This window comes from Cellulomonas shaoxiangyii, assembly GCF_004798685.1.
Taxonomy (GTDB): Bacteria; Actinomycetota; Actinomycetes; order Actinomycetales; family Cellulomonadaceae; genus Cellulomonas; species Cellulomonas shaoxiangyii.
Window position 1 is genome coordinate 2642312 of the sequence record NZ_CP039291.1, and the last position, 15037, is coordinate 2657348.

The window sequence follows — 15037 nt, forward strand, 5'->3', positions numbered from 1 at the left end:
GTGCGCCTCCGGGGGGACGCGGCACCGGTCCGGACGGCGCTTGCGGGCGCTGCGTCACGGGAGGCGGTGCGGGGCGCCGCGCAGGCGTGCGCGCGGACGGGCGGAGGGTGGCCGGCGCGGACGCGTCCCGTCCCCGACCCGGCGGACCGGGGCGTCCGCGACGCCCGGGGACGACCCGGAGCGGTACGGACGAGGTGGGGGGCGACGCGATGCCGGCAGCGACTTGAGCTGCTCATGGTGGCGACCATCCTACGGATGCGCGGGCGCCTCGCCCCACGGGAACCGGTCCGGCGGTGTGCCACGCTGGCCCCATGGGCAACAGCGGGCAGCAGCCGGGCTCCACCACGGTCCTGGTGGTCGAGGACGAGCCGGCGATCGCGCAGGCCATCGTGCACCGCCTGTCGGCGGAGGGCTGGCACGTCGAGTCGGTCGGGGACGGGTACGGCGGGGTGGCGGCGGCGGCTCGCCTGCAGCCCGACGTGGTGGTCCTCGACGTGATGCTCCCGGGCATCGACGGGCTGGAGGTCTGCCGCCAGATCCAGGCGGAGCGCCCCGTGCCCGTCCTCATGCTCACGGCGCGCGACGACGAGACCGACATGCTCGTCGGCCTGGGCGTCGGCGCCGACGACTACATGACCAAGCCCTTCTCGATGCGCGAGCTGGTGGCACGCACGAAGGTGCTGCTGCGCCGCACCGAGCGCGCCGCGCGCGCCGCCGAGCTGGCCGTCGTGCAGCAGCCCGACCCGCCGCTCGTCGCGGGCGACGTGACGATCGACCGCGCGCAGCGGCGCGTGCTGCGCGGCGAGCGGGAGGTGCACCTGACGCCCACCGAGTTCGACCTGCTGCTCACGCTCGCCCAGACGCCGCGCACGGTCCTGACGCGCGAGAAGCTCCTCGCCGACGTGTGGGACTGGGTCGACGCGAGCGGGACGCGCACGGTCGACTCGCACATCAAGGCGTTGCGCCGCAAGCTCGGCGCCGACCTCATCCGCACGGTGCACGGCGTCGGCTACGCGTTCGAGCCCGCGGGCGACGCCGACGGCACGGACGACCGGGCCGGCGGCCCGTCGGGCGCGTGAGCGAGCCGTCCGGCCCCGCGGCGCGCCACGCCCGGGACGGCGCCCGGGGCTGGCAGCTGCCCGACGTGCGCCCGCTCGACCGCCTGCGCAGCATCAAGATCAAGCTCGGCGTGCTCGTGGCCGCCACGGTGACGCTCGCCGCGGTCATCATCTGGCTCGGCTACGGGCAGGCCCTCGGCCCGAGCCGCACCCTGCCGATCGCCATCGTGCTCTCCCTCGTGCTGACCCAGCTCCTCGCGCGCGGCATGACGTCGCCGCTGCGCGAGATGACGGCGGCGGCGCGCGCGATGGCGGCGGGCGACTACAGCCGCCGCGTGCGCTCGACGAGCCGCGACGAGGTCGGCCAGCTCGCCGACGCGTTCAACACGATGGCCGACGACCTGCAGCAGCTCGACACGTTCCGGCGCGAGCTCGTCGCGAACGTCTCGCACGAGCTGCGGACCCCCGTCACGGCGCTGCAGGCCCAGCTCGAGAACATGGTCGACGGCGTCAGCGAGCCCGACCCGGCGACGCTGCAGACGGCGCTCGCGCAGACCGAGCGGCTGTCCCGGCTGGTGTCGTCGCTGCTCGACCTGTCGCGGGTCGAGGCCGGCGCGGTACCGCTGCGCCTGGAGGAGGTCGAGCTGTCGTCCCTGCTGGGCGAGGCCGCCGAGGAGGCGAGCCTCGTGGGCGCCCAGAAGCAGCTGACGTTCGCGGTCGACGTGGACCCGCCGGACCTCACGGTGCCGGCCGATCCCGAGCGCCTGCACCAGGTGGTCGCGAACCTCCTGCACAACGCGGCGCGGCACTCCCCGCCGGACGACGAGATCCGCATCGAGGCCCGTCGCGCCGGCGGCGACGTCCTGATCGACGTGGTGGACCACGGCCCCGGCATCGCACGGGAGCAGCGTGCGCACGTGTTCGAGCGGTTCGTGCGCGGCAACACCCCCGCACGCACGGGCCAGGGGTCGACGGGCGGGACCGGCCTGGGCCTGTCGATCGTCCGCTGGGCCGTCGAGCTGCACGGCGGCCACGTGGAGGTCGCCGACACCCCGACGGGCTGCACGATGCGGGTGACGCTGCCCTCGGTCCCGACCGGCGCGGGGCCCGCCCGGCGCTGAGGGACGGCCCCCGGCCCGTGCTTGAGCCCCGGCGGAACCGCGCTTTGGGTGCCGTTGACCGGGGCGCCGCGCCCGGGTGAAGACGTCGCGCAGATCGCCCTGGGCGGACGTCCGCCACTCGGTCGGCGGCGCCGGGAGCACGTAGTGTTGCCATCAACAGAACTGGCGACGGCGCGGTCCCGGTACCGCGCACCGGAAGTGGGCGATCCCAGCGTGACCCAGAAGGCGCAGTCCGACCCCACCCGTGCCGACTTCGGTGCGAACGAGTGGCTCGTGGACGAGCTGTACGAGCAGTACCAGAAGGACCGGAACGCGGTGGACCCCGCGTGGTGGGACTTCTTCGAGGGCTACCAGCCGGGGACCCCGTCGCCGGCCGGCGAGGGCCGTCCCACCACCGCACCTGCCACGGCGCCCACCGGCGCGACGGCGAGCACGGCGACCCCGGCCACGGCGACTCCGGCCACGGTGACGGTGGCCACGGCGACGGCAGCCACGGGGACGAGCGCGCCGGTGGCCCCGGCGCCCGCCCCGGCCGCCACCAACGGCGCCCCGACGACGCCCCGGCAGGCGAGCGGGCCGGCGCCCGAGCCGAAGGCCGTCGCCGTCGAGGACCCGTCCCCCGCGGCGCCGCCGAAGGCGCCCACGGCCGCTCCCTCCCCGGTCGCCACGGCGCAGCCGGCGACCGCCCCGTACGCGGCCGTCGCCGCCCGCCGCGCCGACGAGCCGGTCGAGGCCGTGGACGACGTGCAGAAGCTGCGCGGCCCCGCCGCCCGCGTGGTCACGAACATGGAGTCCTCGCTCGAGGTGCCGACGGCCACGTCGGTGCGCGCGGTGCCGGCCAAGCTCATGGTCGACAACCGCATCGTCATCAACAACCACCTCAGCCGCGGCCGCGGCGGGAAGGTGTCGTTCACCCACCTCATCGGGTTCGCCCTGGTCGAGGCGCTCGGCGAGATGCCCGCGATGAACGCCGCCTACACGCTGATGGACGGCAAGCCGGGCATCCTGCAGCCCGCGCACGTGAACCTCGGCCTCGCGATCGACCTCGCCAAGCCCGACGGCTCGCGCCAGCTGCTCGTGCCGTCCATCAAGAAGGCCGAGACGCTCGACTTCGCGCAGTTCTGGACGGCCTACGAGGACGTCGTGCGCCGCGCGCGCGCCAACAAGCTGGCGGTCGACGACTTCGCCGGCACGACGATCTCGCTCACCAACCCCGGCACGATCGGCACGGTGCACTCGGTGCCGCGCCTCATGCAGGGCCAGGGCACGATCGTCGGCGTCGGCGCGATGGACTACCCCGCGGAGTTCGCCGGCACGTCGGCCGAGCAGCTCAACCGTATGGGCGTCTCCAAGGTCCTGACGATCACGTCGACCTACGACCACCGCATCATCCAGGGCGCCCAGTCGGGCGACTTCCTGCGGATCCTCGGCCGCAAGCTGCTCGGTGAGGACGGGTTCTACGACCGCGTCTTCGCCTCGCTGCGCGTGCCGTACGAGCCGGTGCGCTGGGTGCGCGACGCGGACCACGACCCGGACGCCGAGGCCATCAAGCCGGCCCGCATCGCCGAGCTGATCCACGCCTACCGCTCGCGCGGGCACCTCATGGCGGACACCGACCCGCTCGCCTACCGCCAGCGCAAGCACCCGGACCTGGACGTGCAGAACCACGGCCTGACGCTGTGGGACCTGGACCGCACGTTCCCCACCGGCGGCTTCACGGGCAAGAACCGCGCCACGCTGCGCGACGTGCTCGGCCTGCTGCGCGACTCGTACTGCCGCACGGTCGGCGTCGAGTACATGCACCTGCAGGACCCGCGCCAGCGCCGGTGGCTGCAGGAGCGGCTCGAGTCCGGCTACGCCCGCACGCCGCGGGAGGACCAGCTGCGCATCCTGCGCCGGCTCAACGCGGCCGAGGCGTTCGAGACATTCCTGCAGACGAAGTACGTCGGGCAGAAGCGCTTCTCGCTCGAGGGCGGCGAGTCGCTCATCCCGCTGCTCGACGCGGTGCTGTCCAAGGCCGCGAACGGCGGGCTCGACGAGGTCGGCATCGGCATGGCGCACCGCGGGCGCCTCAACGTGCTCTCGAACATCGCCGGCAAGTCCTACGGCCAGATCTTCAGCGAGTTCGAGGGCAACCAGGACCCGAAGTCGGTGCAGGGCTCGGGCGACGTGAAGTACCACCTGGGCACCGAGGGCCGGTTCACGGCGGAGTCGGGCGCCACCACGGCGGTCTACCTCGCGGCGAACCCGTCGCACCTCGAGGCGGTCGACCCCGTGCTCGAGGGCGTCGTGCGGGCCAAGCAGGACCGCATCGACCTGGGCGGCGACGGCTTCTCCGTGCTGCCGATCCTCATCCACGGCGACGCGGCGTTCGCCGGCCAGGGCGTCGTCTTCGAGACGCTCAACCTCGCGCAGCTGCGCGGGTACCGCACGGGCGGCACGATCCACGTGATCGTCAACAACCAGGTCGGGTTCACGACCGGTCCGTCGTCGTCGCGCTCGTCGCAGTACGCCACGGACGTGGTCAAGGGCCTGCAGGTGCCCGTCTTCCACGTCAACGGGGACGACCCCGAGGCGTGCGTGCGCGTCGCGGAGCTGGCCTTCGAGTACCGCGAGCAGTTCGCGCGCGACGTCGTCATCGACATGGTCTGCTACCGCCGTCGCGGTCACAACGAGGGCGACGACCCGTCGATGACGCAGCCGCTCATGTACAACCTCATCGAGGCGAAGCGCTCGGTGCGCAAGCTCTACACCGAGACGCTCGTGGCGCGCGGCGACATCACGCTCGAGGAGGCCGAGCAGGTCCTGCGCGACTACCAGGCGCAGCTCGAGCGGGTCTTCACCGAGACGCGCGAGGACGGCTGGACGCCGCCGCAGACCGACGTCGAGACCGTCGCCGGGCTCGAGCGGCCGGAGTCGCAGCAGGAGGACGCCGGCGTCATGGTCGGCTGGAAGACGGCGGTGCCGTCGTCCGTCCTCGAGCGCATCGGCCAGGCGCACGTGCGGGCGCCCGAGGGCTTCACGATCCACCCGAAGCTCGCGCAGATGCTCGCCAAGCGCGAGCAGATGAGCCGCGACGGCGGGATCGACTGGGGCTTCGGGGAGATCCTCGCGTTCGGCTCGCTGCTGATCGAGGGCACGCCGGTCCGGCTCGCCGGGCAGGACTCCCGCCGCGGCACGTTCGTGCAGCGCCACGCGGTGCTGCACGACCGCGAGACGGGCGCCGAGTGGACCCCGCTGCTGTACCTGTCCGGCGACCAGGCGAAGTTCTGGGTGTACGACTCCTCGCTGTCGGAGTACGCCGCCGTCGGGTTCGAGTACGGCTACTCGGTCGAGCGTCCCGACGCGCTGGTGCTGTGGGAGGCGCAGTTCGGCGACTTCGTCAACGGCGCCCAGACCGTCATCGACGAGTTCCTCTCGTCGGCCGAGCAGAAGTGGGGCCAGCGCTCGTCCGTCGTCATGCTGCTCCCCCACGGGTACGAGGGGCAGGGGCCGGACCACTCGTCGGCGCGCATCGAGCGCTTCCTGCAGCTCGCGGCCGAGGACAACATGACGATCGCGCAGCCGTCGAACCCCGCGTCGTACTTCCACCTGCTGCGCCGCCAGGCGTACCAGCGCCCGCGGCGCCCGCTCGTCGTCTTCACGCCCAAGTCGATGCTGCGCCTCAAGGCCGCGACGTCGGGCGTGGAGGACTTCACGACCGGCACGTTCCGCACGGTGGTGCCGGACGAGCTCGCCGCCGCCAAGGCGGACCAGGTCAGCCGCGTGCTGCTCTGCTCGGGCAAGATCTACTGGGACCTGCTCGCGCACCGCGTCTCCTCGGGCGACCAGCAGACGGCGATCCTCCGGTTCGAGCAGCTGTACCCGCTCGAGCCCGAGGCGATCCGCGAGGCGCTCGCACCGTTCGACGGCGCCGAGCTCGTGTGGGTCCAGGACGAGCCGCGGAACCAGGGCCCGTGGACGTACATGTCCTCGCACCTGCCGCAGGTGGTCGAGCGCCCGCTGCGGGTCGTCTCGCGCCCGGAGTCGGCGTCCCCGGCGGCCGGCTCGGCCAAGAAGCACGCGGCCGAGCAGAAGGAGCTCGTGGAGACGGCCTTCCGCCGCTGACCTGCAGCCGCGCGCACGCACCCGACGCCCCGGCCTCCGCCCCTGCGGACGCCGGGGCGTCGCGCGTCGGGGGCCGTGCGTGCGGGGCGCGGCCCGGATCCCGGCGTCAGGCGCCGACGAGCGTCCCGGACGTCCCCGCGGCCGCCTCCTGGGTGAGTGCCGCGGCGCGCGCGAGGGCCGCGCCGTGGGCGGCCGTCGCGTCGTCGGGCCGGTCGTCGCGGCACGCGAACCGGCGGCGGTACGCCTGCGGGCTCGTGCCGAGCGTCCGCGCGAAGTGGTGGCGCAGCAGCGCGGCCGACCCGAGGCCGCACAGGCGCGCCACCTCGTCGACGGGGACGTCGGTGCGCTCGAGCAGCTCCTGCGCGCGTGCGACGCGCTGGCGGGCGACCCAGGCGGCGGGCGTCGTCCCCGTCTCGGCGCGGAACCGCCGCGCGAAGGTCCGCTCCGACATCAGGGCGCGCGCGGCCAGGGCGGGCACCGCCAGGTCGCCGTCGAGGTGCGCGGTCATCCAGGTGAGCAGCGGCGCGAGCGTGTCCGCCTCGGGCAGCGGGGTGTCGATGTACTGCGCCTGGCCGCCGTCGCGCTGCGGCGGGACGATCATCCGTCGTGCGACCGCGGTCGCCGCCGCGCCGCCGAGCTCGCGGCGCACGAGGTGCAGGCACGCGTCGATGCCCGCCGCGGTGCCCGCGCTCGTGATCACCCGGCCGTCCTCGACGAACAGCACCGACGGGTCCACGGTGGCGGTCGGGAAGCGCGCCGCGAGGTCCTCGGCGTGCATCCAGTGGGTCGTGCAGCGCCGGCCGTCGAGCAGGCCGGCCTCCCCCAGGGCGAACGCCCCGCCGCAGATGCTCAGCACCCACGCGCCGCGATCGTGCGCGTCGCGCAGGGCCTGAAGCACGTCCGCGCCGACCGGCCCCGCCCCGCGGTACGCCGGGACGACCACCAGGTCGACGTCCCGCGTCGCCTCGAGCCCGTGCTCGACGACGAGGGAGAAACCTGCTCCCGTCGGGGTCGCGACCCCGGGCGTCGGGCCGCAGACCCGGAAGTCGAACGTGGGGCCGCCGGTGTCGGAGCGGTCGATGCCGAACACCTCGCACGCGGTCCCCAGCTCGAAGGGGGAGGCGTCGGGGAGCGCGAGGACGGCGACGGAGCGGAGCACGGTCCCAGCGTCGCATGCGGCTGGCAGGATGTCGACGCCCATCGGCTTCTCCGCCACTCGTGGCGAGTGCCGCACGAGCGGAGGATCTCCGCCATGGACATCGTCTCGCTCGCCCTGCCCGTCCTCGCACTGGCGGGCTGGCTCGCGTGGCTGCGGCACGCCGTGGCGCGCGACGGCCTCGGCGACGGCCGCCCGCCCGCCTCGCACGAGCCCTGGGACGACCGCCGGGGCGGCTGGCCGTCCGCTCCCCTGCGCACCCCGCGCTGAGCCCGCCCGCGGCCGGACACGCGGAGCGACGCAGCGCGCACGTCGCGCGGCGCCTTGCTGCGAGACTGTCCCGGAGCGTCGGCACGGGCCGCCGCCGGACGAGCGCAGGAGGACGGGACGTGGGTGAGCTGCCGCTCCGCCTCGCGGTCATCGGCGACGAGCTGGTCGCGGGCGCCGGGGACCCCCGGTGCCTGGGCTGGGTCGGCCGGGTCGCCGCGCGCACGCCCGCGCCGGACCCCGTCACGGTGCTCACCCTGGCGGTGCCGGGCGAGAACAGCACCGAGCTCGGGGTGCGCTGGGACGCCGAGGTGTCGCGGCGGCTGTCCCCCGAGGCGGACAACCGGCTGGTCGTGGGGGTCGGCCGCGCCGACGTGACCGCCGGCCTGTCGCTCGCGCGCAGCCGGCTCAACCTCGCCAACGTCCTCGACGTCGCGGACCAGCGGCGGATGCCGGCGTTCGTCGTGGGCCCGCCGCCGGGCGCACCCGAGGACGGCGACAAGATCGCCGAGCTGTCCGCGGCGCTCGGCGACGTCGCGGCGCGCCGCCGCGTGCCCTACGTCGACATGTACTCGCCGCTCGCCGCGCACGACCAGTGGCTCGCCGACATGGCGACGTCCCGCGGGCACCTGCCCGGGCAGGCGGGGTACGGGCTGATGGCGTGGCTCGTGCTGCACACCGGCTGGCACGCCTGGCTCGGCCTGCCCGACGACGCCTGAGCGCCGGCGGGCGGGCGGGGCTCAGCCGACCAGACCCGCCGAGCGCAGCTCGAGCGTGAGGTCGTGCGGGTTCGACGCCGCCGCGAGCGCGTCCTCGTACGTCACCACCGCGTCCCGCACGAGCGTGAACAGGTGCTGGTCGAACGTCTGCATCTTGTAGAAGTCGCCCTCCTTGATCAGCTCGGCCAGCGGCGGGTTCTCCTGCGGCTCGACGATCGCCTCCGCCGTGCGGCCGGTGTTCACCATGACCTCGATCGCGGAGACGCGACCCGTGCCGTCGGCGCGGCGCAGCAGACGCTGCGAGACGATGCCGCGCAGCGCCTGCGCGAGCGCGATCCGGACCTGCTTCTGCTCGTGCGGCGGGAAGAAGTCGACGATGCGGTTGACCGTCTCCGCCGCGTCGATGGTGTGCAGCGTCGACAGCACGAGGTGGCCGGTCTCCGCCGCGGACAGCGCCGCACGGACCGTCTCGACGTCACGCATCTCCCCGACCAGGATGACGTCCGGGTCCTGCCGCATCGCCGCGCGCAGCGCGACCGTGAAGTTGTCGGTGTCCTGGCGGACCTCGCGCTGGGAGACGATCGCCTTCTTGTCGGCGTGCAGGATCTCGATCGGGTCCTCGATCGTGACGATGTTGACCTCGCGCAGCGTGTTGATCAGGTCGACCATCGACGCGAGCGTCGTGGTCTTGCCCGACCCCGTCGGGCCCGTGACCAGGACGAGCCCGCGCGGCTCGAGCGCGAGCTCGCCGATCACCTCGGGCAGGCCGAGCTCGCTCATCGCCTGCGCGCCGATCGCCACCCGACGGAAGACGAGGCCGAACGTGCCGCGCGCCTGGTACGCGTTGACCCGGAACCGCCCGACACCCGGAAGCGAGTAGGCGAAGTCCGCCTCCTTGGTGGTGCGGAACGTGTCCACGAGGTCGTCCGGGAGCACCTCCTCGAGCATCCGCTCGGTGTCGGCGGGACGCAGGTCGGGCGCCTGCAGGCGGCGCAGGCGGCCGTCGACGCGCACCCGCGGCGCCGAGCCGACCTTGCAGTGCAGGTCGGAGCCCTGGGTGCTCGCCAGCGCGTGCAGGAACGGGATCACGGACTGGGTCTCTGCCACGCGGAGTAGATCGGCCCGCGGGGCCGCGCACTTGAGCCGCGACCCCGTGGCCGACGGCACGCGCCGGGTCCGCGGTGTGGGACGATGGGGCGACCCATGGTGCGTGCACGCGTGCGCGCGCCCGCACGACGCGAGGAGATCACCGATGAGCAAGCGTGGCCGCAAGCGCCGCTCGCGCAAGGGCAATGCCGCGAACCACGGCAAGCGTCCCAACGCCTGAGCGGTCGACGCCCCGACGTACGAGGGCCCCGGAGCACGTGCTCCGGGGCCCTCGTCGTCTCTCGTCCCGCGGCTCTCGCCCCGCGTCGCTCGGCGGCGCGGTCAGGCCTGTCGGCCCGTCACGCCTCCGGGCCGGCGGCCTCGCGCAGGCGCAGCACGCTGATCTGCTCGTGGATCCGCACCCGCAGCGTGGCGGGCGCCTCCTCCTGGCAGCAGCGCCGCACGAGCTCCTTGATCACGACCTCGACCTGCTCCTCCTCGAGGCACGGCGTGCACTCCGCGAGGTGGGCCGCGATGCGGTCGCGGTCGAGCTCGTCGACCTCGGCGTCCACGTACTCCCACAGGCGCGCGACCGCCTCGGAGCACCGCATGTCGCCGCTCGCGCAGGGGTCGGCCGGCAGCGGGGCGCCGCGGCGCTCGTCCTCGAAGGCGCTCATCGTCCGGCCTCCGGTCCCGTCGGAGCCGCGCCGGCGAGGCCGCGCCCGCGCGCGTAGCCGGAGAGGAGCTCGCGCAGCTGCGCGCGGCCACGGTGCAGTCGGGACATCACCGTCCCGATCGGCGTCCCCATGATCTCGGCGATCTCCTTGTAGGCGAACCCCTCGACGTCCGCGAGGTACACCGCGATGCGGAAGTCCTCGGGGATGCTCTGCAGGGCGTCCTTCACGTCGGAGTCGGGCAGGTGGTCGAGCGCCTCGGCCTCCGCGGAGCGCAGACCGCGGGACGTGTGCGACTCCGCCCGCGCGAGCTGCCAGTCCTCGATCTCCTCCGACCGCGACTGCTGCGGCTCGCGCTGCTTCTTGCGGTAGGAGTTGATGTACGTGTTCGTCAGGATCCGGTACAGCCACGCCTTGAGGTTCGTGCCCGGCCGGTACTGGTGGAACGCGGCGAACGCCTTCGTGAACGTCTCCTGGACGAGGTCCTCGGCGTCGGCCGGGTTGCGCGTCATGCGCAGGGCAGCGCCGTAGAGCTGGTCCAGGTGGACCAGCGCCTCGGCCTCGAACCGGTCGGTGCGGGCTGCGTCGCCCTCGGCCTCGGGGGCGCGGGTGGTCCCTCCGCCGTCGGTCGCTGCGGAGCTGTTCCCTGCCGAGTCGGTCCGTACGGAACCGGCCTGTGCGTGGCCGGTCCGTGCCGAGTCGGTCGCTGCGGTGTCCTCGCTCATCACCCACGAGCCTAGTGGTCCGGGCTGGGGGGCACCTGGGAGGCCGGCGAACGCCGGACCGGCCGCCGGCGGGCAGAGCCCGACGGAGGCGGGGGCCGCCGCACGGACCTGGAGGAGGACGGTCATGCCCGGCTCAACGCCGTCCGCCGTCCCGGGCATTCCCGCCGCGCCGAGCGGCCGCGCCCGGGCTAGCGTGAGGGCGACCGCCCGTCCGCGTCCGGAGGAACCCGTGCTGCTGCGCCGTGCCGCCCGCCCCATGTTCGCCACCTGGTTCGTCTCGCAGGGCCTCGACGCGCTGCGGCACCCGCAGGGCCACGCCCGCATCGTGCGCGACGCGCTCGACGGGGTGCGGTCGCGCGTGCCCGACCAGGCCCGCGCCGCGCTGCCCGGACCGGTCGGCGCCGCGGTCGAGGGTCGGCTCACGGACCCGCAGCTCGCGACGGCCGCGCGCGTGCACGGCGCCGCGCTCCTGGTCGCCGGCGCCGCGCTCGCCGTCGGGCGTGCACCGCGGACCGCGGCGCTCGCCCTCGCGGGGCTGACGCTGCCGATCGTGCTCGTCAACCTGCCCCTCGGGCGCAAGCGCTCGGAGGAGGAGGAGCGGGAGCGCACCGCGCGCCTCGTCCGGGCGGTCGGGTTCACCGGCGGGGCGCTCATCGCCGGCGTCGACCTCGAGGGCCGGCCCGGCGTCGGCTGGCGCGTCCAGCACGCGCGCGCCGACCGCGCGGCGATGCGCCAGGCCCGCGCCCGCTGGGCCGCCAAGCACGCCGACGCGTAGCCGCGCCGCCGGCGCCGGTCGGACCCGCCCGACGGACGTCCGCGCCCGCCGATAGCCTGGCCGCCATGACCACCACCTCCGCCGCGCCGCACCTCTGGGCCGCACCGTCCGCGACCGGCCCGCTCGACGCGACGGTGGAGGTCCCCGGCTCGAAGTCGCTGTCGAACCGGTACCTGGTGCTCGCGGCGCTCGGCGACTCCCCCAGCCGCCTGCGGGGTGTGCTCGCGAGCCGCGACACGCAGCTCATGGCCGCGGCGCTGCGCTCGCTCGGCGCCCGGGTCGAGGAGGACGGGTCCGACTGGACCGTCACCCCCGGTCCGGTGCGCGGCGGCGTGGACGTCGCGTGCGGCCTGGCCGGCACGGTCATGCGGTTCCTGCCGCCGGTGGCGGCCCTGGCCGACGGCCCCGTGCGCTTCGACGGCGACCCGCAGGCGCGCGTGCGGCCGATGGGGCCCGTGCTGTCCGCGCTGGAGCAGCTCGGCGTGCGCGTCGAGTGGCACGGCGAGCCGGGCTTCCTGCCGTTCACCGTGCACGGCCGGGGCGGGCTCGCGGGCGGCTCGGTCGACGTCGACTCGTCGGGCTCCAGCCAGTTCGTGTCCGGCCTGCTGCTGACCGGCGCGCGCTGCACCGACGGTCTCACCGTCCGCCACACGGGTGCGACCCTGCCGAGCCTGCCGCACATCGCGATGACCGTGGAGGTGCTGCGGGCCGCCGGGGTCGTGGTCGACGACTCCGCGCCCGCGACGTGGCGCGTCGAGCCCGGCGCCATCGCCGGCCGCGACGTCCGCGTGGAGCCGGACCTGTCCAACGCCGCGCCGTTCCTGTGCGCCGCGCTCGTCGCCGGCGGCACGGTGCGGGTGCCGGGGTGGCCGTCGAGCACGACCCAGCCCGGGGCGCTCGTGCCCGGCATCCTCGAGCGCATGGGCGGCACGGCGTCGCTCGACGGCGACGTGCTGACCGTGACGGGCACCGGGACGGTCCACGGCGTCGACCTCGACCTGCACGCCGCGGGGGAGCTCGCGCCGACGATCGCGGCGCTCGCCGCGCTCGCCGACTCCCCCACGCGGCTGCGGGGCATCGCGCACCTGCGGGGTCACGAGACCGACCGGCTGGCCGCGCTGGCGGCCGAGATCACGCGCGTCGGCGGGCACGCGGAGCAGACCGAGGACGGCCTCGTCGTCACCCCCGGCCCGCTCACGGGCGCCGCGTGGCGCTCGTACGCGGACCACCGCATGGCCACCGCGGGCGCGCTGGTCGGGCTCCGCGTCCCGGGCGTGGCGGTCGAGGACGTCGCGACGACGTCGAAGACGCTGCCCGACTTCGTCGGCATGTGGTCGCACATGCTCGCGGGGTCGCGCGCGGGGGCCCCCGCCTGATGGCGGAGCGGCGCTACGACGAGCGGGACGTGCGGATCCGTCCCGGTCGGGGGTCGCGGCCGCGCACCAAGCAGCGGCCCGCCCACGAGGACGCCCGCAGCGCCATGGTGGTCGCCGTCGACCGCGGGCGGTACACCGTCCTGGTCGAGCCGGGCACGCCGGACGAGACGCGCGTGCTGGCGATGAAGGCGCGCGAGCTCGGCCGCCAGCGCGTGGTGCCGGGTGACCGGGTGGACGTCGTCGGCGACACCTCGGGCGGCAGGGACACGCTCGCCCGCATCGTGCGGATCGGCGAGCGGCGCACGGTGCTGCGGCGCACGGCCGACGACACCGACGCGGTCGAGCGGGTCATCGTCGCGAACGCCGACCGGCTCGTCGTCGTCACGGCCCTCGCGGACCCGGAGCCGCGCACCCGCATGATCGACCGCTGCGTCGTCGCCGCCTACGACGCGGGCATGGACGTGCTGCTCGCGCTCACGAAGGCGGATCTCGCGCCGCCCGACGAGCTCGTCGCGCTGTACGCCCCGATCGGCGTCGAGGTGGTCGTGACCCGGCGCGCCGAGGACCCCGTGACGGGTGAGCGCACGATCACCGGGCTCGACGAGCTGCGCGCCGCGCTCGACGGGCGCCTGTCCGTGCTGGTCGGGCACTCGGGCGTGGGCAAGTCGACCCTCGTCAACGCGCTGGTGCCGGACGCGCACCGGGCCACCGGCGTCGTCAACGACGTGACCGGGCGCGGGCGGCACACGTCGACGTCGGCCGTCGCGCTGGAGCTGCCGGGCACGTCCACGCCGACCTGGGTGGTGGACACCCCGGGCGTGCGGTCGTTCGGTCTCGCGCACGTGGAGCCGGAGCGGCTGGTGCGCGCCTTCCCCGACCTCGCCGCGGTCGCGCGCGAGTGCCCGCGCGGCTGCACCCACCTCGCCGGCTCCCCCGACTGCGGGCTCGACGACTGGGTCGCGGCCGCCCCCGACGACGTCGTCCGCGCCGCCCGCGCGGCGCGCGTCGACTCGTTCCGGCGCCTGCTCGTGAGCAGGCTCGGCGCCCCCGAGCCGGAGGAGCCGACGCGCTGACCCCGGCGCGCGGCGGCGCGCCCCGGCCGGCGGGTCGCCGCACCGGTACGGTGGCGCGCGACCACCGACGAAGGAGCACGCATGGCGACCGCGTACGACGACGACCTGCGCCTGGCCCACGTGATCACCGACCAGGTCGACTCCGTGACGATGGCGCGGTTCAAGGCGCTGGACCTGCGCGTGGAGACGAAGCCGGACCTGACGCCCGTCTCCGACGCCGACCGCGCCGCGGAGGAGCTCGTCCGCACCGGCCTGTCGCGCCTGCGGTCGCGGGACGCCGTGCACGGCGAGGAGATGGCGGACACGGGGCACGGACCCCGCCGGTGGATCGTGGACCCGATCGACGGGACGAAGAACTTCGTGCGCGGGGTGCCCGTGTGGGCCACGCTGCTCGCGCTCATGGACGGCGACGAGGTCGTGCTCGGCGTGGTGAGCGCGCCGGCGCTGGGCAAGCGCTGGTGGGCCGCGAAGGGCACGGGCGCCTGGACGGGCCGGTCGCTGGCCGCGGCGACGCGCCTGCACGTGTCGTCGGTCGCACGGCTCGAGGACGCGTCCCTGTCCTACTCCAGCCTCACCGGCTGGGAGGAGGAGGGACGGCTGCAGCCGTTCCTCGACCTGACGCGGCGGGTGTGGCGCACCCGGGCGTACGGCGACTTCTGGTCCTACGTGCTGGTCGCCGAGGGTGCGGTCGACGTCGCGACCGAGCCCGAGCTGGCGCTGCACGACATGGCGGCGCTCGTGCCGATCGTCACGGAGGCGGGCGGGCGGTTCACCTCCGTCGACGGGGTCCCCGGACCGGGCGGCGGCAACGCCCTCGCGACGAACGGCCTGCTGCACGACGAGGTGCTGGCGGCGCTGGCGGCCCGCACACCGGTCGACGCCGAGGGCGCCTGACCGCCG

Annotated in this window: 14 protein-coding genes; 10 read left to right on the top strand and 4 right to left on the bottom strand. The window is 75.1% G+C overall.

Annotation, left to right across the window (positions count from 1 at the left end):
- Positions 1-311: 311 nt before the first annotated feature.
- From E5225_RS11995 to E5225_RS12005, 3 genes are all read left to right on the top strand, one after another.
- Positions 312-1079, top strand: a complete 768-nt coding sequence (locus E5225_RS11995; RefSeq protein WP_135971904.1) for a response regulator transcription factor — start codon at positions 312-314, stop codon at positions 1077-1079.
- On the top strand, positions 1076-2179 hold the full coding sequence (locus tag E5225_RS12000; protein ID WP_135971905.1) for a HAMP domain-containing sensor histidine kinase: 1104 nt from the start codon (positions 1076-1078) through the stop codon (positions 2177-2179). The genes E5225_RS11995 and E5225_RS12000 overlap by 4 nt, the downstream gene beginning before the upstream one ends.
- Positions 2180-2392: 213 nt before the next feature.
- Positions 2393-6286, top strand: a complete 3894-nt coding sequence (locus tag E5225_RS12005; RefSeq protein ID WP_135971907.1) for a multifunctional oxoglutarate decarboxylase/oxoglutarate dehydrogenase thiamine pyrophosphate-binding subunit/dihydrolipoyllysine-residue succinyltransferase subunit — start codon at positions 2393-2395, stop codon at positions 6284-6286.
- A gap of 106 nt (positions 6287-6392) precedes the next feature.
- Here E5225_RS12005 and E5225_RS12010 read toward each other — a convergent pair whose 3' ends face one another.
- On the bottom strand, positions 6393-7445 hold the full coding sequence (locus tag E5225_RS12010) for a GlxA family transcriptional regulator (RefSeq protein ID WP_135971909.1): 1053 nt from the start codon (positions 7443-7445) through the stop codon (positions 6393-6395).
- 93 nt (positions 7446-7538) lie between these two features.
- Here E5225_RS12010 and E5225_RS17560 point away from each other — a divergent pair, with 93 nt between their 5' ends.
- Positions 7539-7712: a hypothetical protein gene (locus E5225_RS17560; protein ID WP_166435858.1), complete on the top strand. Its 174-nt coding sequence runs from the start codon at positions 7539-7541 to the stop codon at positions 7710-7712.
- Between the two features lie 119 nt (positions 7713-7831).
- Positions 7832-8428: a GDSL-type esterase/lipase family protein gene (locus tag E5225_RS12015; RefSeq protein WP_135971910.1), complete on the top strand. Its 597-nt coding sequence runs from the start codon at positions 7832-7834 to the stop codon at positions 8426-8428.
- A 21-nt stretch (positions 8429-8449) separates the two neighbouring features.
- On the opposite strand, the gene E5225_RS12020 is transcribed toward E5225_RS12015, so the two are convergent.
- Positions 8450-9535 (bottom strand): type IV pilus twitching motility protein PilT, encoded by a 1086-nt coding sequence (locus E5225_RS12020; protein WP_135971912.1) that lies wholly within the window; start codon positions 9533-9535, stop codon positions 8450-8452.
- Positions 9536-9680: 145 nt separating this feature from the next.
- Here E5225_RS12020 and E5225_RS18280 point away from each other — a divergent pair, with 145 nt between their 5' ends.
- A complete protein-coding gene (locus tag E5225_RS18280) occupies positions 9681-9755 on the top strand; it encodes a 50S ribosomal protein bL37 (RefSeq protein WP_099052597.1) in 75 nt (24 codons plus the stop codon).
- Positions 9756-9873: 118 nt separating this feature from the next.
- Here the strand turns inward: E5225_RS18280 and rsrA are convergent, their stop codons facing one another.
- Both rsrA and E5225_RS12030 read right to left on the bottom strand, forming a co-directional pair.
- A complete protein-coding gene (gene rsrA / locus E5225_RS12025) occupies positions 9874-10191 on the bottom strand; it encodes a mycothiol system anti-sigma-R factor (protein WP_135971913.1) in 318 nt (105 codons plus the stop codon).
- A complete protein-coding gene (locus tag E5225_RS12030) occupies positions 10188-10913 on the bottom strand; it encodes a sigma-70 family RNA polymerase sigma factor (protein WP_243738029.1) in 726 nt (241 codons plus the stop codon). Before E5225_RS12030 ends, rsrA begins: the two co-directional genes overlap by 4 nt.
- A gap of 229 nt (positions 10914-11142) precedes the next feature.
- Between E5225_RS12030 and E5225_RS12035 the strand changes: the two genes are divergently transcribed.
- The 4 genes from E5225_RS12035 to E5225_RS12050 all read left to right on the top strand — a co-directional run bounded on the left by E5225_RS12035 (position 11143) and on the right by E5225_RS12050 (position 15031).
- On the top strand, positions 11143-11688 hold the full coding sequence (locus tag E5225_RS12035) for a DoxX family membrane protein (RefSeq protein ID WP_135971916.1): 546 nt from the start codon (positions 11143-11145) through the stop codon (positions 11686-11688).
- A 65-nt stretch (positions 11689-11753) separates the two neighbouring features.
- Positions 11754-13064, top strand: a complete 1311-nt coding sequence (gene aroA, locus E5225_RS12040; RefSeq protein WP_135971917.1) for a 3-phosphoshikimate 1-carboxyvinyltransferase — start codon at positions 11754-11756, stop codon at positions 13062-13064.
- The gene (rsgA, locus tag E5225_RS12045) at positions 13064-14137 is read left to right on the top strand and encodes a ribosome small subunit-dependent GTPase A (protein ID WP_135971919.1); all 1074 of its coding nucleotides are present in this window, start codon (positions 13064-13066) and stop codon (positions 14135-14137) included. Before aroA ends, rsgA begins: the two co-directional genes overlap by 1 nt.
- An 81-nt stretch (positions 14138-14218) precedes the next feature.
- Entirely contained in the window at positions 14219-15031 is an 813-nt protein-coding gene (locus E5225_RS12050) for an inositol monophosphatase family protein (RefSeq protein ID WP_135971920.1), read from the top strand.
- The last annotated feature ends 6 nt before the right edge of the window (positions 15032-15037 follow it).